An 18,884-nucleotide genomic window follows, 5' to 3' on the forward strand; every position below is an offset into this window, starting at 1 on the left:
CATGGCGGCACATCAGTTCATCCTCAATGGCCAGACGGTGTCAGTGGAGGCGCCCGAGGACCTGTCGCTGCTGTGGGTGCTGCGCGACGTGCTGGGCGTGACGGGCCCGAAGTACGGCTGCGGCGTGGGCGTGTGCGGCGCGTGCACCAGCCACCTGGACGGCGAGGCCTTCCGCCCCTGCATCCACCCGGTGGGTGGGCTGTCTGGCCGCGAGGTGGTCACCATCGAGGGGCTGGGCGCCCAGGGACTGCATCCCGTGCAACAGGCGTGGATGGACGAGGACGTGGCCCAGTGCGGCTTCTGCCAGCCGGGGCAGATCATGGCCGCCGTGGCGCTGCTCAAGAAGAACGCCCAGCCCTCTGACGCGGACATCGACGCGGCGATGAGCGACAACGTCTGCCGCTGTGGAACCTATGTCCGCATCCGGGCCGCCATCAAGCGCGCCGCCCTGCTGCTGCGAAGCGGCGCGGGCGGCAGGTGATACCGAGAAGGCCCGGGCGCCCACACGGATGTGCCCCTCCGAAAAGCCATGCGAGAGGCGCTCTCGACCCTGCGGCCGCAGGGCGCAGCGGCTGGGTTCGCGCGCTGCGGCGCCCCGCCTCAATCGCGATGCACGCCGTGTCAGATATTGATGCGGGAGCTGACGGTTCGGATGTCCATCCCCAACGCGGAGAACTCGGCGGCGTGGGCGCGCAGGCATTCCACGAAGCGGGGATGCACGTCCGCCTCCTCGTTTGCCAGCAGGAAGCCGTAGCTCGTCTTCGAGAGCATCCACGAAATCCAGAGCATCTCCGTGGCCTCCTCCGGAGGTGGCGCGACGTCATGATCCGCCTCCGTCGACAGCGCGCCCGCCTTGCCCCAGCGCAGGCCCAGGCACGCATAGAGCACCTCGCCCGCGTCGTCCCATTGGAGGTTGTTGGCCCAGGCATGGCGGAACGTCGCGAAGTAGATGACGTACCGGCACAACTGCTTGAGCGCCTCCATCTCTCCGGGCTGGGGCGTGTCCGTCCGGGTCACCGCGCTGACGGCCTTGGCGTGGGTCGCGGCGACCTTCGCGTCCAGGTCCATGCGCTCGGAGCGCACGAACCACGGCGCCGCCTTTCCCGGCACCGTCGCGCGCAGGTAGCGGCATACGAAGGCGGGCGCCGAGTGCGCCACCAGGTCGTCCGAGAAGCGCCGCACCTCGCTCCACTGCGCCTCCAACGCCGCGCCGTGCTCCGCGAAGAAGGCATCCACGTGCTCCCCGACCAGCCGCCAGAACAGGCCCGCCGCGCGGGCGTAGCGGTGCGACTCACAGATGGGCGGCGCGGGCGCGAAGCCCTTCCAGTCGTAGCTGCCCATCAGGTGCAACAGCCGCGTCTCCACGCTGCGCTCGGTGAGCGCGCTGGCGCGGGTGATGTAGCCAGTCGGTCCCACCAGGAAGCCGTTGGCGGAGTGGTTGATGAGGACGACCTCCCGCAGGTGCGGCATGAGCAGCCAGCGCAGCGGACTGCGGCGCAGATTGCGGTGCGCGGCGATGGCGTACTGCTCCACGTTGAAGTGGCACTGCCCCAGGTGGTTGCCCAGCTCCGTCTCCAGCGTCGCGCTCACCCGCGCCATCCGCTTGGCGGCCTCCCAGGCCTCGCCGTCCGCGGGCGTGTAGCTCCGCCGCGTCACGGGAGAGCCCGGCGCCGTCGCGCCCGGCTCGCGCATGCCCAGGATGATGCGCACCGGCAACAGCCGCCCCTCCACCAGCCGCAGCCGCACGTCCACGTCCGGCAGGCAGTGGACGCCGTCCTGCTCGTAGGCGTTCCACGGGAAGTAGAGCCGGAACGCCTCCGGGTCGCCGGGGGCCTCCGGGTCTCCATCCATGAGGGTGGAGAACATGCCGTTGAGCAGCCGCTCTCCAAAGAAGGCGTCGGTGCGCGTGGAGCCCGGCGACTCGCGCTCCATCCGCACCGTCATCGCCTCCGGATAGTCCGCCTGAATCCTGTCCAGGCTCGGCGCCTGCCCCAGCCGTCCCTGGAGCAGGTGGCGGCGCTTGACGAGCTCGATGGGCGCCACCGACTTCAGCATCGCCAGCGCGCGTCCCGGCGCGTAGGCCGTGGGCGGAGTCCCCTCCTCCGTGACAAGCAACCGGGCCAGCGGCGTCGTGGGGTCGTACTCCCAGTAAGGCAGCCGCAGCGTGCCGAAGTCGTAGTGGAGCCCACCATGGTCATCCGGCCCCTTCTCAGAGCCAATGCGGCGCCATGCCTCCACCACCCGCCCATCCGGGCGGAAGCTGTGCTGGGGCTCGAAGAAGCGCACCTCCAGGTCGGGCAGGTCATTCACGCCCGCGTCGGCCGGGTCATAGCGAATGGAAAAACATCCATCCGCGTCCGTGAACCCCTCCCCCAGGAAGTCATCCGGCGTGCCGAAGTCCCGGTCCCACAGCTCCACCTTGATGTGATGCAGGGGAATGGGGCCCTGGGGCCCGTCCTGCTCGAAGACCAGCCGCCCGACCGCGACGGCTGGCAGCGTGCTGGGCTCCCTCGCGGGACGGACAGCCCGGACACGCGGTGCGAGCTCGCGGCTGATGGCCAGACGCTCCTCGAGCGCGAGCCCCGAGTACCACCGGGACAGCTCCTCCGCGTCGAGCACCTCGTTGCTTCCGCTCTCGCGTCCTTTGCCCCCGAGAGCGCCCATCCATCGGCGCAGCCCTGCGAACATCATCCCCGTCCCCATGCCGCGGGCGCGCCCGTCCCAACGTCTGTCATCAGCTCCACCTCTCCGGGTCACACTCGCGCTCACGTCAGACGCTAGTTCAATGCGTTCCTGCGCTGAGCGACGCCGGCGTCATTCCCTGGGGAGGATACCATGGCTTGAGGTCCTACTTTTCTCGTTCTACGGTCTGCGCCCGCTACACAGAGGGTTCCATGACTGTCGAGTACAAACTCACGATTCGAACGGGCACGAAGCTCGGCGCGGGGACGGATGCGAACATCTCCATCGTCCTCGTGGGCACGCGAGGACAGAGCGCCCCCTGCGTGCTGGACAAGCACTTCCACAACGACTTCGAGGCGGGCGCGGAGGACGAATACGCCCTCTCCTCCGAGGACCTCGGTGACCTGGTCCTGTTGCGCTTCAGCAACGCGGGCGGCGTGGCTTCCGACTGGCTGCTCGACTGGGCAACCGTCACGGCCGGAGAGAAGCAGTGGCGCTTCCCTCTCTACCGGTGGGTGCTGGGTGGCGCCACGGTCGACGTGCTGGAGGGGAGCGCGAAGCTCGCTTGCCAGGCAGGCAGCGAGCGCGAGTCCACTGCGCGGCGCGAGCTGCTCGAAGCCCGCCAGCGGATGTACCCGTGGCGCGCGCCTGAGATGACCGAGGGGCTTCCCGGCGCGCTCGACCTCAGCGAGGGGAGGCCCCTGCCAAAGGACGAGCTCTACCGGGGCCTGACGGAGGGCAGCTACGAAGTGGTCATCGCCAAGACGCTGGCGGCCATCAAGCTGAACCTGCCCATGCTGACCCGCGCCTGGAACGGGCTGGTGGACATCTTCGACTTCTTCAAACACCTGGAGGTGCCCCAGCTCGCCCAGCGCTGGAAGGACGACCTCGAGTTCGCGCGACAGGCCATCCAGGGCATCGCCCCCCTCCACATCACGCTCATCCCCAGTCTGCCGGAGGGCATGCCGCTCACCGACGACGACGTCCGGGGCCTCTTGTCGCCCGGCACCACGCTGGCCAGGGCGCTCGACGCCAAGCGCATCTTCCTGCTCGACTTCGAAATCCTCGACGACATCAGGATGTACCGGAAGGTCGGCGAGGACGGCGTCGAGGAGCGGCGCTGGGCCCCTGCGGCGCGCTGCCTGCTGTACCTGGATGACCAGCGTCAGCTGCGGCCCCTGGCCATCCAGCTCGGACGCGACGCCCAGAAGGACCCCGTCTTCACGCCGAACGACGACGCGTACGACTGGCTCGCCGCGAAAATCTACCTCCGGTGCAGCGAGGGCAACGCGCACCAGATGGTGACGCACGCGCTGCGCACACACTTCGTGGCGGAGCCGTTCGTCGTGGCGACGATGCGCAACCTGCCGGACCCGCACCCCGTCTACAAGCTGCTGCGGCGGCACTTCCGCTACACGCTCGCCATCAACGAGGGCGCACGCAAGGGCCTGCTCGACGCGGGCGGGGTGTTCGACGACTTCATCGCAACGGGCGGCCCCGACAAGGGCCACCTCCAACTGGGCAAGAAGGGCTTCCAGCGCTGGACGCTGGCGGACAACAAGCCCCGTCAGGACCTCGAGCGCCGAGGGGTGCTGGACCCGGCCGTGCTCCCCAACTACCCGTACCGCGACGACGCCCTGCCCTTGTGGGACGCGCTCGAGGAGTACGTCGGCGGCGTCCTCAGGCACTTCTACCGGACCGATGCCGACCTCGAGGCCGACACCGAGATGCAGCAATGGTGGAAGGACCTCACCGAGCGCGGGCTGCCCGTGGACAAGCTGCCCTGCCGGGAGCTGCGCCGCGTCGACGACCTGGTCGACATCCTCACCACCGTCGTCTTCACGGTCAGCGTGCAGCACGCGGCGGTGAACTACCTGCAATACGAGCACTACGCCTTCGTACCGAATGCGCCCCTGAGCATGCGCCGGGAGCCCCCCCGGCAGAAGGGGACGCTGCGTGCCGAGGACATCCCCGAGATGATTCCCACCAAGTCCCAGATGCTCTGGCAGGTCGCCATCGGCCGGGCGCTCTCCAGCTTCGGAGACGACGAGGAGTACCTGCTGCACGAGGGCGGCTGGCGCGAGGAGTACTTCCACGAGCCGGAGCTGGTGGCCATCCGCCAGCGGTTCCAGGAGCGCCTGCGTGCCCAGCGCGAGGCGGTGGAGGCGCGCAACGCGGGCGCCGAGGTGCCCTACACCGTCCTGCGTCCCGACCGGATTCCCTGCGGCATCACCGTCTGAGCCCCTGGAGACACACGCTCATGCCCAACCTGCTCTCTCGAGGTCTCTTCAGCCTGTTCTTCGGTGGCCGGCGCAAGCCCCTGGCCAGCCTGCCGGGCCCCCCGCCGGGGATTCTGGGCAACATCGGAGACTTCCTCGGCGCCCAGCCGTGGGACGTCTGCGCCCGCTACGCGCGCACCTACGGCCCCGTCGCCGTCACCTGGCTGGGGCCCAGCCCGGCGCTGGTGCTCAATGACCCCAACCTCATCCACGAGGTGCTGGAGATGCGCCGACTGGAGTTCGAGAAGGGCAACATCGGCGACCAGATTCGCCACTCCGTCACGGACGACACGCCCTTCATCGCCCAGCAGGGCGAGGACTGGGCTCGCAAGCACGCCATGGATCCGCTGGCCCAGCCGTGGACTCCCGCCTGGCAAGCGGCCCAGGTGGAGCCCCTGCGCGCGGCCATCCTCGAGTCGGTGGAGGCGCTGCTCCAGCAGCCCTCCATCGACCTGACGCCCACGCTGCGCCAGCTGACGTTCGACGCGTTCTGCGTGGCCACGGTGGGCGAGAAGCTGCCCACGTCCGTGTACGACGACTTCATGCTCCTGGCGGCGGCGGCCGACGCGCGCATCCAGGCGAAGCTGCCGTTGAAGTTCGTCTCACCGCCCAAGGGTTTCGCAGATGCGAAGGAGCGCTTCTACGGCCTGTTCCTGGAGAAGGTTCGCGCGGCGCGGAAGGACCCGGCGCCGCACCGCGTGGACCTGATGTCGTGGACGCTGCGCGAGATGCCCCAGCTCGATGACGTGGTGCACGCGAACCTGCTCGGCGGGTTCTTCTTCGGCGGCGTGTTCTCCTCGAGCACCACCCTGGTGGGCGCCTTCCATCAGCTGAACAAGTACCCCGCCACCGAGGAGCGGCTGGCGCTGGAGTCCGCCGCGCTGGCGCAGGGGCCGCTCACCCTGGAGCGCCTGAAGGACGCGCCCTGGGGTGAGGCCGTGGCCTACGAGGCGCTGAGAATCCTGCCCGCAGTGCGCATCTTCCTGCGCCGCACGCCGCCCACGCCGACGCGGCTGGCGGAAGTCACGCTGCCGCCGGGCACGACGCTCATGATTTCCAACCAGCACCTGCACCGGGACCCGAGCCACTGGACGGACCCGGAGACGTTCGCCCCGGAGCGCTGGCTCGACGGGGGCGCGGCCCGGAATCCGCACGGCAGCGGCCACTTCTTCCCCTTCGGCCGGGGTCCTCGCGCCTGCGTGGCCGGGGACTTCGCCCTGGTGTACCTGCGCACGGCCCTGGCCACCGTCTCCGCCCGCGCGCGCATCCACGTCGACTCGACGGAGCCCTTCGAGGAGGGCTTCTTCTTCGGCGTGGTGCGGCCCCAGGGTGTCACGGGCAAGCTCGTCCCGCGCCAGGGGCAGACCCTTCACCCTCCCACGGGAGCCCCTCCTCCCCCCGCAGTGGAATCCGCATGACCTTGTTCCGACATCCCCGAGACCGCATCCCTGTCCTGCTGTTCACCCTGGTGTTCGCCCTGGACCTGACGGTCTTCTTCACGGCGCGAAGCTGGTGGTTCCCCATCCTCTGGCTCGCCCTGGGAGTGATTCCCAAGGGGTGGATCAGCGCGTGGAACCACCACCACCAGCATGTGCCCATGTTCCGTCATGCGCTGCCCAACCGACTCCTGGAGGTCATCTTCGGCTTCCAGACGGGCGTGACGTCCCATGCGTGGTTCCTGCACCACGTGCTGGGCCACCACCGCAACTACCTGGACCAGACCCAGGACGAATCGGCATGGAAGCGCCGCGACGGGTCCACCATGGGCGAGGTGGAGTACTCCGTCTTCAACGCGCTCGTCGCCTATCCCCGCGCCTTCCGCGTGGGCCGCTCATATCCCAAGGTGATGCGCGTCTTCCTGGCCATGGGCGCGCTCCAGGTGGCACTGCTCGGCGTGCTGTTCTGGCACGACTGGTACAACGCCCTCTGGGTGTTCCTGCTGCCCATGGTGACGTCACTCTACGTCACCGTCTGGGCCACCTACTTCCACCACGTGGGGCTGGAGGCGACGGAGCACACCCACGCCTCGTACAACATCCTGCACAAGGGCTACAACCTGATGACCGGCAACCTGGGCTACCACACCGCGCACCACGCGAAGCACGGGCTGCACTGGTCTCAACTGCCCGAGCTTCACGCGCAGCTCGCCCAGGACATTCCGGCCACGCACTACCGGCAGCCGGGCATCCCCTTCGTGTGGACCAACCCGGAGGCGAAAATCGAACCGGCCGAGGCGGAGTTCGGCGCCATCACCCCGTAATAGGCGGACGCAGGACGTCGTGTACGGGGTGCGAGCGAGCGACAAACTGTCGCAGCTCCCACTGGAAAGGCACCGCGCCAGCAAAGAAATCCAAGGGCTTCTCCACGGCACGACACTTGCCATGGGCTTTCACACCAAAGGAGCCCTGCCATGTCCATGAGGCAATCTGGGATTCGTGCCGCCACTCTGTTGACTGTCTTTCTTTCCGGGGGGACTGCCTGGAGCGAGGAAGTCCGACTCACGATCAACGACTCGCCCCAGCCGCTCGCCACCGCCGCGAAGCGGCTGGAGACGCGAGAGGGTTGGGGCATCACCTACGAAGAACCGCTGGAGGCGCTTCCGGCAGCGAGCCCCCTCGACCTGACCTACACCGTGACGGAGGCGACCCGAGCGGACTTGAAGCTTCAGGAGGAGGTGCTGACGCGACTCCTTGCCCAACAGGCGGGAAAGAATGCCCCACGCTTCCGCCTGGTGCGTGCCGGGGGGCTCTGGCACATCACGCCCGTGCAGGGCTCTCCCCTGGACACTCCCATCACAATGTCTCGTCAGGAGCGTTCCCTGGGAGAGGTCCTCCGGGCCCTCTGCGCCGAGGTCACCCGACAGAGCGGGACACGCGTCGAACTGGGGAGCACGCCCGGACTCCAGTTGGAGACCCCCATTGCCGTGGATGCTGTCACCCAGGAGCCCGCGCGCACCGTCCTGGCACGGGTGCTCAACAGCACCAACCGGCGCACCGTGTGGACCCTGAGTGGGCAGGGGGCGAAAGCCGGATACCTGCTCTCACTCCACCGGGTCTTTCGCATCGCTGGCGGCACGCTACCGCCCCCTACACCTGCGCCCAGCGAGAATGTCCCCGCTCCGAAACGAAGCGCTTCGGGCGGGTGACCGCGTCCGTCTCTCAGCACGCATCGTCAGGCTGAGGGGGCACAGACCTGGTCCACCCCCACAACTCCAGGCCAACCGCTGTGCCTATTCCACGTTCGGTCGCTGCGTCAGCTCAGGGTTGAGATTTCGCAGTGCGGAACTCGCGAAGTGACGTCATCGTGAGCCCTCGGTGCGGATGGAGGCGCCTTGGCGGTGCCCGGACCGAAGCGAGCCTCGAGCGTCTCGGCCATTGGAGCCGGGTGATACCCAACTCCCGGTAATGGGGGCTGATTCGGACACTCGTCCCAGTCCGCCTGAATTATTCAACCAGCCCGGTCAGTCGCCCCCTCGACGCGTGCTTGCACGTCAGCAGTAAAACGCCAACAAGCATGCTGGGCGGAAACAAAACGATATCGGCTCAGATAATTCCTTCCGGATGCGCGCGGGCCCCTTGCCGGTCACCGGGTGCTTGAGCGACGCCAGCACAGACACTCGCTTTTTCTCGTATATCTGAACCACCTCGATTCGACAAAGCGATTGTCGCGCCCTGAGGCCAATCGCTCGCGGCGGTTCCACTGCCTGGGCGGGCCACAGACCGTGACAAAGCGAGCCGCAGTCTCAACGACCTCTCCCCATCCCCACTGGAGGTTTTGATGTCTCCCGAGTCCCGCAACCCTCGCCAACTCTCCCGGCGCTCCCTTCTGCGTGCCGGCAGTGCCGCGGCCGGCTTCGCCGCCTTTGGCGGGTCTGGCCTGCTGATTGGCACCGCCCACGCCGCAGAGACAATCATCAACCCATTCGCTGGCTACTCCATCTCGGATGGGTGGTGGGACCACGTCAACCGCGGCTCCCTGGGCGGCATCGACTACGTGATGGGCGTTGGTACGCCGCTCCCGGCCTGCGCGTCGGGTCAGCTCCTGATCGACTGGAACAACGGCACGGGCGGATACACCGCGACCGTCGTGATGGCCAACGGCATGAGGAGCCAGTACCTCCACCTGTCCGGCTTCAACGGCGGCGAGCGCTACGTCCAACAGGGAGAAATCGTCGGGTACTCCGGTGGCGCTGCGGGTGCACCCGGCTCCGGGTCCTCGACGGGTCCGCATCTGCACTGGCATCTGGTGACCGCCGGCGGCACCCGGGTGAACCCGCTCGACTACGTCGGCGCCGGCAGCGGCGGCACCGGGGGCGGTCTGCCGCTGGAGGACCGGCGCCTCGGGCATCTCGGCACCGCGGGGGGCTGGGCCCACATGCTCAGCAACCTCGTGCTGCCGGGCAACACGACCTACGGGGCGTTCTCGCCGGGCCCTGGACAGTCGCCGCGTGCCATGGCGAACATCGACGGCGTGATGAGGCTGGTCTACGCCGGCAGCAACGGCTGGACCACGATGAGCAGTGGCCTGGCGATGGACCCGGGGGCGCCGCTCAACGTGCTGCGGACCCCGGCCAATGCCTCGGCCCAGATCTTTACGCTCGAGGACGGACGGCTCTGGCACACCTTCGACGGCAATGGCTGGAAGAAGTTCCCGTCGTCCGTGACGGTGTCTGGCAACTGCACCTTCTCGATGACGGCCAATGGAACGGACCTTCATGGCCTGTTCAACGACAACGGCCGGCTGTTCCATGTCTGGGCTGACGGTTCCGGCTGGCACAAGGGTGACACCCAGGTGGACCTGCAGCCCGGCGCCGACCTGGTCGCCGTGATTCAGCCGGATGGAAGCCTGCAAGGCCTGTCACTGGAGTTCAGCCGGGTGCACCACCTCTTCGGGGCAAACGGGAGGTGGCACCGGATACCGACCACGGCGTCACTGCCAACTGGGACGCCCATCGCCGGCCGCGCCGCCTATGGCTGGCCGCAATTGGTCGCCAACCACAACGGGGCCATCACCCACGTCTGGGGCACCTCGTCGGGCTGGATGTGCGTGCCGACTGGACAGACGACGAACCCGGGACGGCGGCTCAGCCTCGTCCCGGATGTCGCCTCAGCCCCGTTGGTCGGCCTGACGCTCTGAGACGCAACGCGCGTCACAGGTGGTGTCTCTTCGGCCGGTGCGTCCACCGCGAGCAGCGCGGCGGAGGCAGCCCGTCGCGCCGCCGAGGAGGCCCGCCACAGGGCCCAGGAGGCGGCGCAGCGGGCGCTCGCGCAGGCCCAGCTCTCCAAGGGCCTCCAGGACGCCAAGGAGAGCCTCGAGGCGGCAACGTCGCTCGGGGAGTCCTCGCAGGCCAAGGGCGCACTCGAGTGGGCTGCCAAGGCGTTGGACCCGAATGACCCGGCGGGAACCGCCTTCGAGAGCCTCAAGTAGCAGATTGACGACGACGTCGTGGCGACGGCGCTCAACACCACTTCCGGCCAGCTCCTGGCCGAGAACAACGGCGATGTCGAGGCGGCGCTGCAGCAGCTCACGGCAATCACCGAGCCGCTCGCCCAGCTCTCCGAGGGAGGCTCGTCCGTCAAGTCTGGCATTGAGACAATCAAGGCGGCGCTCGCGTCGGGCACTCCGGAACCACTGCTGGAGCTCTCGAAGTCAGACGGAAAGCTGGGCGCGGCGCTGGCGGGCGTGGGCGCCGCCTACGGCCTAGCGAGCGCGACGAACGACGCGATACGGGGCGAGTGGGGCGACTTCATCAAGGCCCTGGCCAGTTCGGGCCGCAGCGGCGCGGAGGCCGCGGCCTTCGCGATGCGCACCCTCGGTGAGTCGGGCCGCATCGCCGCGCAGACGGGCGAGGCGGCGGCGGCGTTCCTCTCGCGCCTGGCGCCCGCGTTCGGAGTGGTGGCCAACTCGGTGGTGGTCGCGGACCACTTCATCGAGGCGCTCCGTGCACGACTTCCTTGCGGAGAAGGCCTTCACCAGCAGGGCTTCGACGAAGGTGCAGCAGTTGTTCAGCCGGGAGGCGTCAACGGGACACGGCCCCCCGGTAGCGCGCATGGGAAGGATGCCCGGCTCACGTCGCACCTGTAGTCGAGGAACGCTCCAAGAGAAGTGGTGAGCCCCTCCTCCAAGACGGCCAGCGGCTCGCTGTCGAATGACGTACGGGCCAAGGCAGGCGCGCGCTCCCCTGGGAGACGAACGTCGCGTAGCCGGATGGCTCCGTGGGGCCCCCCCCACGCACGGAGCCGTCGAGCAGGCCATGGGAGGGGCGAGTGGCTTGTGCGACGGAACGATGGATTCGCCACGGGTGTCTCGTGTAAGCACCCGCTGGAGGTCTGCTGTGCTGACTGTCGTGTTGCTGAGCCTGTTGGCCGTGCCTCCGGTGGAGGTCGAGGTCTTCGTCCCGCTGTGTGACAACGCGTTGATCGAGTGCGGCCGTCCTCCCGCGGGGGCTCCGCGCGCACTGGAGACAAACCTCTACTGGGGGGCGATGTACGGTGCGGAGCGGTTCCTCTCACGGGCTCCTGGATTCAAGTTGGTGAGCCGGGAGCCGGGCCCCGAAGGGGTCGCGGTACTACGCGAGCTCGTCCTGGAGCGGACCGCGGCGAAGGGAGAGCGGCCCGTGCGGCTGCGGCTTCGCGCCTACGCGGGCGACGCCATAGACACGGCGCTGGAGGACTTCCTGCGTGCGGCGGCGGGCGCGAGTCGCGCCGACCTGTTGGTGTGGGCCGGACATGACCGGCTCATGGACCGCAAGCCTCCCCAAGTGGTTGCACCGCCGGGAGCCACGCCCAGGCCCGTGGTCGTCCTGGCATGCATGAGCGAGCAGTACTTCGGTCCGGTGCTGAAGACGCTGGGCGCGAGCCCCATCGCGCTCACGCGAACGCTGATGGCGCCCGAGGCCTATCTGCTGGAAGCGCTGGCCAGCACCGTGGCGCGCCATGGGCCCACGGAGCCCAAGGCCATGCGCACGGCACTCGTGGAGGCCTATGCGCGCTATCAGCGCATCTCCCTCCGCTCCGCGGGCTCCGTCTTCTCGAAGCTGCCCCCGTCGGAGGTCGCGCTGCCTGGCGCGGTAGCTCCCGCGTCGAGGTCGAAACCGTGAGGCGAGCGACAGCGCAGAGAGCAGGCAGGCCTCTGCCGTGACCGCGCCCGAAAGGTGCATCAGACCGATGCATCGAACCCCGGTCTAGGAGGCGCAACGACAGACGCTTCGTGCGCCAGCAGGGGCCCCACCTGGGCGGGATGACCTGTCGCAGGCCTGATTCCCAACTGCAGCAACTCCTCGTGGCCTACGCGGACTTCCGCGCCAATTCCTAACGCTACCGGATTCATCTGACCGGAGAGTGGCAAGCCTCCGTCAACAACGAAGCGTCCACGGCGACCTGCATGCGGGCGGTCGAGTCCCACTCTGAAGAGGCTCGCGCTCCGCCAATGAATCAACGTGGGCAACTCCACTGGGTCGCGGACTTCACGCGAAGGCCGCGCCAGGCGTACATTCACAGACCGCTCATGCTCCCACTCCTCCTGCCACTCCTGGTCGCCGTCGCGCCCGCGCCCTCCCTGGAGATTTCGTCGGCGAACCTCAAGAAGACCCCCGCCTTCCAGGACTGGCGCGGCGGACGATTCCTCTTCGAGGAGCGCTGGGTCGACCTCCCGGAGGTCGGACTTCACGTGGGCTACTTCCTCGTCCCCAGCCGATGGACCCGCCAGTACGCGGACAAGCTCCCTTTCCATGATGCCTTCTTCGTGGTGGACCCACGCACGGGGCAGCTCGTTGCCCCGGCCCTGGCACGAACGAGACTGCCGCTCAATGGCTGTCCGCCGATGGGCCAGGTGGCGCGGCTCATCCCCGAGCCCCAGAGCGAGACCTCCGCCGCGATCCGCTTCGGCAATGCTCCTCAGCGGTGTCTGGTCCAGCTCCAGCGCATGAAGGATGCATGGGCCGTTTCCCTCTTTCCGGATGAGGCACACTCCCCCGCGGAGGCCTTTCCAGAGGCAGCTGCCGCCCTGGAGAAGGCACTCGGTCCCAGGGACGGAGGGGCTCGCGAGCTCAATTGGTCCTACCAGCCCAACTCCCGCTGGCTCCTCGCTGCGTCCCAGGATGAGTGCGCCCTGTGGGTCATCGACAGCATCAACCCTGAAGTGAACGCCACGGCCAGCAAGGCCATGACACGGGAGATCTGCGAATGTCTCGAGGGGACCGTCTCCGCCGACGACCCGCATATCCGGCTGCCCCAGACGGCGTACACCATGAGCAGGATGGGTGGGGGCACCGCGCTTCCTTCTTGTGATTGCACGTTCGCGCAGACGGGTGAGGCAGGCGTCACGTGCGAGGCTTACATGGGTCGCCCATACTCCCTTCCGGAGTTCGAGGAGATGCAAAAGGACGGACGGCTGACGGAGAAGAACAGGGTCGAAAACCTGAAGGAGTTGGAGGAGCTCCGCCGCACCCATCAAGGCCTGCTCGCCGCGAACGAGGATGCGCTCACTCAGTGGAGAACGGAGAACCAGAAGGCGGCGCTCAGCGCATGGACCACGCTGTACCGGACATGGCTTGAGAACGGCCGGCCGATGGCTGGGGGAACCCTGGACGAGTTCGCTGTGGAGGACGCAACCCTGCGGGAACAACTGAACCAGCAATTGGAGGCAACCATCGACCTCCGGGCGGAGCTCCTCAACAATCTCGGCTTCGCGCTGTGGTCCCACAAGGAGTGGTCCCAGGCCGAGGCCGTGTTCGACGAATGCCTGGCGATGCTCACCGCTACGGGCCACGAGCGCAACGTGCTCAACCTGAATCGAGGAGACCTGTTTCGGGACATGGGGAAGGGGCCTGAGGCCATCAAGGCCTATCGGTCCTTCCTGCAGCACAAGGTCACCGCGGCTCAACGCAAGTACGCGGAGCGAGAATTACGGAAGCTCGAGCAGCGCTCGAAATGACTGTCTGAATGACCTGCCGGGACGCACGCGCTCGGCCTTCGAATGACGCGAGGAGGAGGCGCCGTCTGTACTGCCGAGCCGTTAGCGTCCGGGTGCCACCACCCCGCCACGCGCCTCCGCCCGCGAGTCCTGCCACGCAAGCAGCCTATCCCGCAGCCGCAGGGCAGGTCTCTCCACCGCGACGTAGGTCACCCATGCGACCCCATGCGTCACCGTGATGAAGGCGAGCAGATCCAATCCCCACACGCCCAAGGTCAGGCTTCGCCGCTCGAACACGCGCGCCACGACCCAGAACCAGAGATAGGTGCCATAGGAGAGGACCGCGGCCTGGTACACGAGACCTCTCAGCGGTGCGGGCAGCGCAACCGCTTCCGTGGCCACGAGCAGCCCGCCAAATCCCACCGCGAGCCCTGCGAAGATCCACACGCCTCCCCAGTCCGGCAGTTGAGGCACGCACACCGCCAAGGTCACCCCGAGCAACAGGACGCCCATCGCGCCGCAGGCCCCTCGCCAAGCCTGGGGCCACCGTTGCCAGCGCGGCGCGGTCTTCGCGAGAAAGACACCCACCGCGAGTCCATCCAGGTGGAGGTGGGTGGGCCACTGCAATCGCACCCACTGCTCCGCGTGCAACAGGCCCGGCGTGGCGGTGTGTACCTCCCAGGCCCGGGCCCCCAAGCTCAGGAGCAAGGGCATCAGCCATGCCCAGGCGGGGGCGGAGCGGGCGCGCAGGCCGAAGGCGAGCAGCGGCAGGGCCACGTAGAAGTGTTCTTCGACACAGAGCGACCAACTCTGCACGAAGTCGCGCACGCCGACGTAGTTCTGGAAGAAGACGAGGTAGTGCCAACCTCCTCCCACGAAGGGTGTCCCGAACAACCATGGTTTCAGTGAATAGAAGGCGAGGACGACCAAGTAGAGCGGAAGTGTTCGCATCCACCGCTTGAGCCAGAACGTGCGGAGCCGAAGTCCCAGAGGCGCTGAGTCCTCCATCGCGAACACCTGCCGACCAATGAGGTAGCCGGAGAGGACGAAGAACAGGTCCACGCCCACCCAGCCCACTTCGAAGCTGGCACGGAGTACCTCCGGCAGGGCCCGCCGCACGGACTCCGGGGCGTGGAAACAGAGCACCGAAACGATGGCCAAAGCCCGGAGCGCGTCCAGGCCGTCCTTGCGTGAGGGCCCTGAGTCCAGGACTCCCGCGTCCGAGGTCTGCGAGTGAGAGGGGGATGAATGGCGCCTCGCATTGTCTTTCACGCGGGGTCGACTATGAGTGATTCGCGGATGAAGGCGTGGCTACGCATTCCCAGACAGTGAGGTCCTGCTTCACTGCCATCGAGTAAGGCGCCATGTCATCTTGGCGAAGCAAGCCTGGACAGTCCTCGGCGCCACAGCCGCACAAGGAAGCGACGAGCGCCTGCGCCATGCCAATTGACCGCATCATTCCGTGTCGATTCATCACGGTTCCCCCGGAACCAGGCAGCACATGGTGGACGGAGTCCATCACGGCACGAGCATGAGCGACGCGCCGCAAGGCATCCAGGTGCGGAGAGAAACCACCATCGTGTATGTGACAGAACAAGCGCGGTGCCGGTCCGAGCCCACCACGTCAGTACGTTGGCCTCGTGCGTCACCGCTCACCGGGCACACCTCTAACGACTGCGCTGGACGCGCCTTCGTTACCGCAGAGGAATTCCGGCGACCCCTGATGGAGTGGCCCCCGGTACAACGAGCACTGGCTGCTAGAGAATCACGAGTTCCGCTCACCGAGGTAAGCCCGGCGAGCGTTGATGCAGAGGCAGGCGGCCGAACGGCCACCTACCCAGTGTCTCAACAATCCGGTGCGGTACACCAGCGGTGTGCTCGCCGGACTGTGGTCGCGCGCAGGGCTGAAGTCCGGGCGCTACGACTTGCGCATCCACGCCCAGGCGCGAAGCCTCTCCCTGCCGCCGTCTTCCTGCCGGATTCACCCGGCAGGAGAAGACAGAGGCGCTGGCACGTTGGCGACAATCGCACCTCAAGGAGAGCGAGTCCGCTCCGGGAGAGCAGCGCTCCGCCTGACGCGCAGCGCTTCGTTGCCTCGCGCCAGGCTTTGCGCCTCGGGCAACGCACGAGGCCGATGTCGAGCCTCATCATCTGTCGAGCCCCCAGCGGCGCCACGCCGCCGAACTCGGAGGCCAGCAGCCGGATGCCCCGGCGCGGCACCTGGCCCTGTCTCATCGAGGCCCAGAATCATGAACCGGGCGCGCTCCACTCACCTGGAGAGGTGAGTGATACCGCTGCCCTTCCCCCTCACGGCCCCGTCGATTCGCGGAGGCGGGCGGATGCATGCCAGGAACTGTGTCCATGGCACTCAAGTGCCTGACGGTGGATGTCGGGACGACGTTGGCCATCCGCGTCTTGCGCGCCGAGCGGTGGAGAGCGTGGAGTGGCGTCGTGCATTCCATGAGGAGGGCGGCCCATTCCGGGCTTCATCGTGCTCCTCGGGGGGAGACACTCGATGCGAAGCCGTTCTGGTGTGCTGCGGTCTTGGGGGCTGGGCGTGACGCTGGCCTTGTCGCTGGGAGCATGTGGTGTGGAGTCCCTGGAGGAGACGGTACGTCCTCTGGAGAATGAGGTGTCGCAAGAGGACAGCGGGGCGTTGACGCGTGAGCGTCCGGAAGCCTCGTTGACGTGGGACCCGTATGCGGACGCGGTGGCATCAGGCACCACGGCGACGGTGCTCAACGCGAGCGCAGCGCTGGGCGCTCCGGACGGGCAGGCCGCGACACTGCTGGGCTTGCTCAACACGGCGCTGGTGCTGGACCTGGGCCAGGGAGAGGAAGGCACCGGCGACCTGCGCGTGTATTACCAAGGTCTGTCGTTGGCGCTGGTGGCGCAGGTGGACTTCCTGAAGGCGGACGGGACCTTCATCGGCTCCAGCTCGTTGCACCTGGTGGAGTTGGGCCTGGGGACGCATGTGGCGGTGGCGACGTACCCGGGGAACGTGCCCTATCGATACGTGCGACTGAGGGGCGCAGTGCTCGCGCTCTACCTGGTGGACGCGGTGGAGACGTCGCTACGGGCCTTCTGCGGTGATGGGGTGCTGGGCGGGTTCGAAAAGTGTGACGACGGCAATCTGCTCTCGGGAGATGGCTGTAACAGTGTCTGTGAGGTGGAGCCGGGCTACACCTGCACGGGGCAGCCAAGCGTTTGCGACAACAACTCAGCGCCCACGGTCGAGGACGTCCACGCGACCACCTCCGAGGACATCCCGGTGGACATCACCATCCCCGCGGTGGACCCGGATGGCGACGTGCTCGACTTCTCCTTCACCCTGCCCGGCCATGGAATGCTCACCGGCACGGGGGCGTCGGTGACGTACACCCCGAACGCGAACTTCGCCGGAGAGGACACCTTCCAGGTCACGGTCTCCGACGGCAAGAAGCAGGCAACGGCCACCGTCTCGGTCACGGTGACTCCGGTCAACGACGCGCCCGTGGCTGCGTCTGCCGCTGTGACGGTGGGCCACAACACGCCGACGCCCATCACGCTGGCAGCCACGGACGTGGATGGGGATGCGCTCGCGTTCACCGTGACGGCTCCCGCTCACGGCACCCTGTCCGGGACGGGCGCCCAATTGCTCTACACGCCGGCCGCGGACTTCCAGGGGGAGGACTTGTTCACCTTCACGGCCAACGATGGCGCGCTGACCTCCCATACCGCGACCGTCACCATCACCGTCAGGGGGCCGCCTGTCTGCGGCGACGGCTACATCGATTTGGATGAGGTGTGTGACGACGGCAACCGCGTCGCGGGAGATGGCTGCCGAGCGGACTGCCATGGCGTGGAGGTATGCGGCGACGGACTGGTCGACAGCGTGACGGGTGAGCAGTGCGATGATGGCGGTACGACTCCCGGGGATGGCTGCGACGCCGCGTGCCAACTGGATGCCTTTTCGAATGTGCCCCCCACGCTCATCAGCGGGGCAATGAACTGCACCACGGCCAACTCGAACCCAGGCCGCAAGGCGGCGGTGGATGCACTGGGGCGCTTCTACGTCGTCATGAGCTGCGGTGGCGCGGTCCATGTCAGCGTGAGCGTGGACCGTGGCCACACCTGGGTGGGCCCCACGCCCCTGGGCATCACCAACGCAGCGGAAGTCGCGATTGAAGGCGGCCCCACCGGAATTGCCTACGTCGCGGCCACCAGCGCGGGCACGCTGATGTTCACCCGGACCGTCGACGCGGGAGCAAGCTGGGAGGCGCCGCGAGTCCTCAGCCCGGCGGCCAACCCTACCGTCAGTCTGGATTCCAAGGGCGACGCCCTCTACATCTCCGTCTCGCGAGGCTCCACCGGGGTGAGCGTCCTCCAGAACTTCGCGCGAGGCGCGAATGACTTCAGCGTGACGGAGGTAGACCAGAACAATGCCTACTTCGACGTCGTCGTGGACAAGATCAGCGGAGATGTCTTCTCGGTGAGCGACGACCCCTCGTTCCGCATCCGCCGCAGCAGCGACCAGGGGACCACCTTCGGTCCGCAGAGCTCCCCACCGGGGCAGGCGTTCTTCTCGGACTGGACGGGCTCCAACGGTTTCATCTACGTCACCGGCTCCTTCGGGGACGACAACGTGGACGTCATCCCGATGTCCGCGCCGGGGACAAGCACCCAGGTGCCGGGCCTCCCCACGGACATCGGTCCCGCTCCCCTCCGAGCGATTGACGCGGACGCGCTCGGCAACGGCTACATCGTGTCCCAGCGGGGGACGGGCGACGTCCAGTTGGACCGGATGCTCGTGGGAGCCACCATGATTCTGGCCACGGATGCCAGGACAGTAGGGCCGGGCGCCGCGCCAGCAGTCGCGGCGCTCCCTTCGAACGGCGGCGCCCTGGTGGCCTACACGAACGGCACCAGTGTCTACGCCTCAGTGGTGGTGTACTGAATCCACGGGGTCCCTGATGCGCGCCTTCCAGGTCGTAGGGAAGGCGCGCATCCAGGTGGCCCATGCGGCCTTCA

Annotated in this window: 12 protein-coding genes; 10 read left to right on the top strand and 2 right to left on the bottom strand. The window is 67.7% G+C overall.

Annotated features, from left to right (window positions below; translation table 11 throughout):
- The first annotated feature begins 1 nt into the window (after nucleotide 1).
- Nucleotides 2-481 carry a (2Fe-2S)-binding protein gene (locus FL344_RS02025; RefSeq protein WP_141617301.1) on the top strand — a complete coding sequence of 160 codons (480 nt, stop codon included), beginning with the start codon at nucleotides 2-4 and terminating at the stop codon, nucleotides 479-481.
- Nucleotides 482-621: 140 nt separating this feature from the next.
- Here FL344_RS02025 and FL344_RS02030 read toward each other — a convergent pair whose 3' ends face one another.
- Nucleotides 622-2,691 carry a lipoxygenase family protein gene (locus tag FL344_RS02030; protein WP_228564691.1) on the bottom strand — a complete coding sequence of 690 codons (2,070 nt, stop codon included), beginning with the start codon at nucleotides 2,689-2,691 and terminating at the stop codon, nucleotides 622-624.
- A gap of 203 nt (nucleotides 2,692-2,894) precedes the next feature.
- On the opposite strand from FL344_RS02030, the gene FL344_RS02035 reads away from it, so the two are divergent.
- The 8 genes from FL344_RS02035 to FL344_RS02075 all read left to right on the top strand — a co-directional run bounded on the left by FL344_RS02035 (nucleotide 2,895) and on the right by FL344_RS02075 (nucleotide 13,895).
- Nucleotides 2,895-4,922: a lipoxygenase family protein gene (locus FL344_RS02035; RefSeq protein WP_141617303.1), complete on the top strand. Its 2,028-nt coding sequence runs from the start codon at nucleotides 2,895-2,897 to the stop codon at nucleotides 4,920-4,922.
- A 20-nt stretch (nucleotides 4,923-4,942) separates the two neighbouring features.
- The gene (locus tag FL344_RS02040; protein WP_141617304.1) at nucleotides 4,943-6,379 is read left to right on the top strand and encodes a cytochrome P450; all 1,437 of its coding nucleotides are present in this window, start codon (nucleotides 4,943-4,945) and stop codon (nucleotides 6,377-6,379) included.
- Nucleotides 6,376-7,221: a fatty acid desaturase gene (locus FL344_RS02045; protein ID WP_141617305.1), complete on the top strand. Its 846-nt coding sequence runs from the start codon at nucleotides 6,376-6,378 to the stop codon at nucleotides 7,219-7,221. Before FL344_RS02040 ends, FL344_RS02045 begins: the two co-directional genes overlap by 4 nt.
- Before the next feature lie 189 nt (nucleotides 7,222-7,410).
- Nucleotides 7,411-8,106 (top strand): hypothetical protein, encoded by a 696-nt coding sequence (locus FL344_RS02050; RefSeq protein WP_194858227.1) that lies wholly within the window; start codon nucleotides 7,411-7,413, stop codon nucleotides 8,104-8,106.
- Nucleotides 8,107-8,738: 632 nt separating this feature from the next.
- A complete protein-coding gene (locus FL344_RS02055; protein WP_141588656.1) occupies nucleotides 8,739-10,097 on the top strand; it encodes a M23 family metallopeptidase in 1,359 nt (452 codons plus the stop codon).
- A gap of 309 nt (nucleotides 10,098-10,406) precedes the next feature.
- Nucleotides 10,407-11,045: a hypothetical protein gene (locus FL344_RS02060; RefSeq protein ID WP_228564692.1), complete on the top strand. Its 639-nt coding sequence runs from the start codon at nucleotides 10,407-10,409 to the stop codon at nucleotides 11,043-11,045.
- Between the two features lie 250 nt (nucleotides 11,046-11,295).
- Nucleotides 11,296-12,060, top strand: coding sequence for a hypothetical protein (locus tag FL344_RS02070; protein WP_141617306.1), 765 nt, complete (start codon nucleotides 11,296-11,298; stop codon nucleotides 12,058-12,060).
- Nucleotides 12,061-12,467: 407 nt separating this feature from the next.
- Nucleotides 12,468-13,895, top strand: coding sequence for a hypothetical protein (locus FL344_RS02075; protein WP_141617307.1), 1,428 nt, complete (start codon nucleotides 12,468-12,470; stop codon nucleotides 13,893-13,895).
- Between the two features lie 81 nt (nucleotides 13,896-13,976).
- Here FL344_RS02075 and FL344_RS02080 read toward each other — a convergent pair whose 3' ends face one another.
- Complete coding sequence (locus FL344_RS02080; RefSeq protein ID WP_255508162.1) at nucleotides 13,977-15,035, bottom strand: acyltransferase; 1,059 nt, start codon at nucleotides 15,033-15,035, stop codon at nucleotides 13,977-13,979.
- A gap of 1,354 nt (nucleotides 15,036-16,389) precedes the next feature.
- Between FL344_RS02080 and FL344_RS02090 the strand changes: the two genes are divergently transcribed.
- Complete coding sequence (locus tag FL344_RS02090) at nucleotides 16,390-18,810, top strand: Ig-like domain-containing protein (protein ID WP_141617308.1); 2,421 nt, start codon at nucleotides 16,390-16,392, stop codon at nucleotides 18,808-18,810.
- Nucleotides 18,811-18,884: the final 74 nt, after the last annotated feature.

It is taken from the genome of Myxococcus sp. AB036A, assembly GCF_006547355.1.
Lineage (GTDB): Bacteria > Myxococcota > Myxococcia > Myxococcales > Myxococcaceae > Myxococcus > Myxococcus virescens.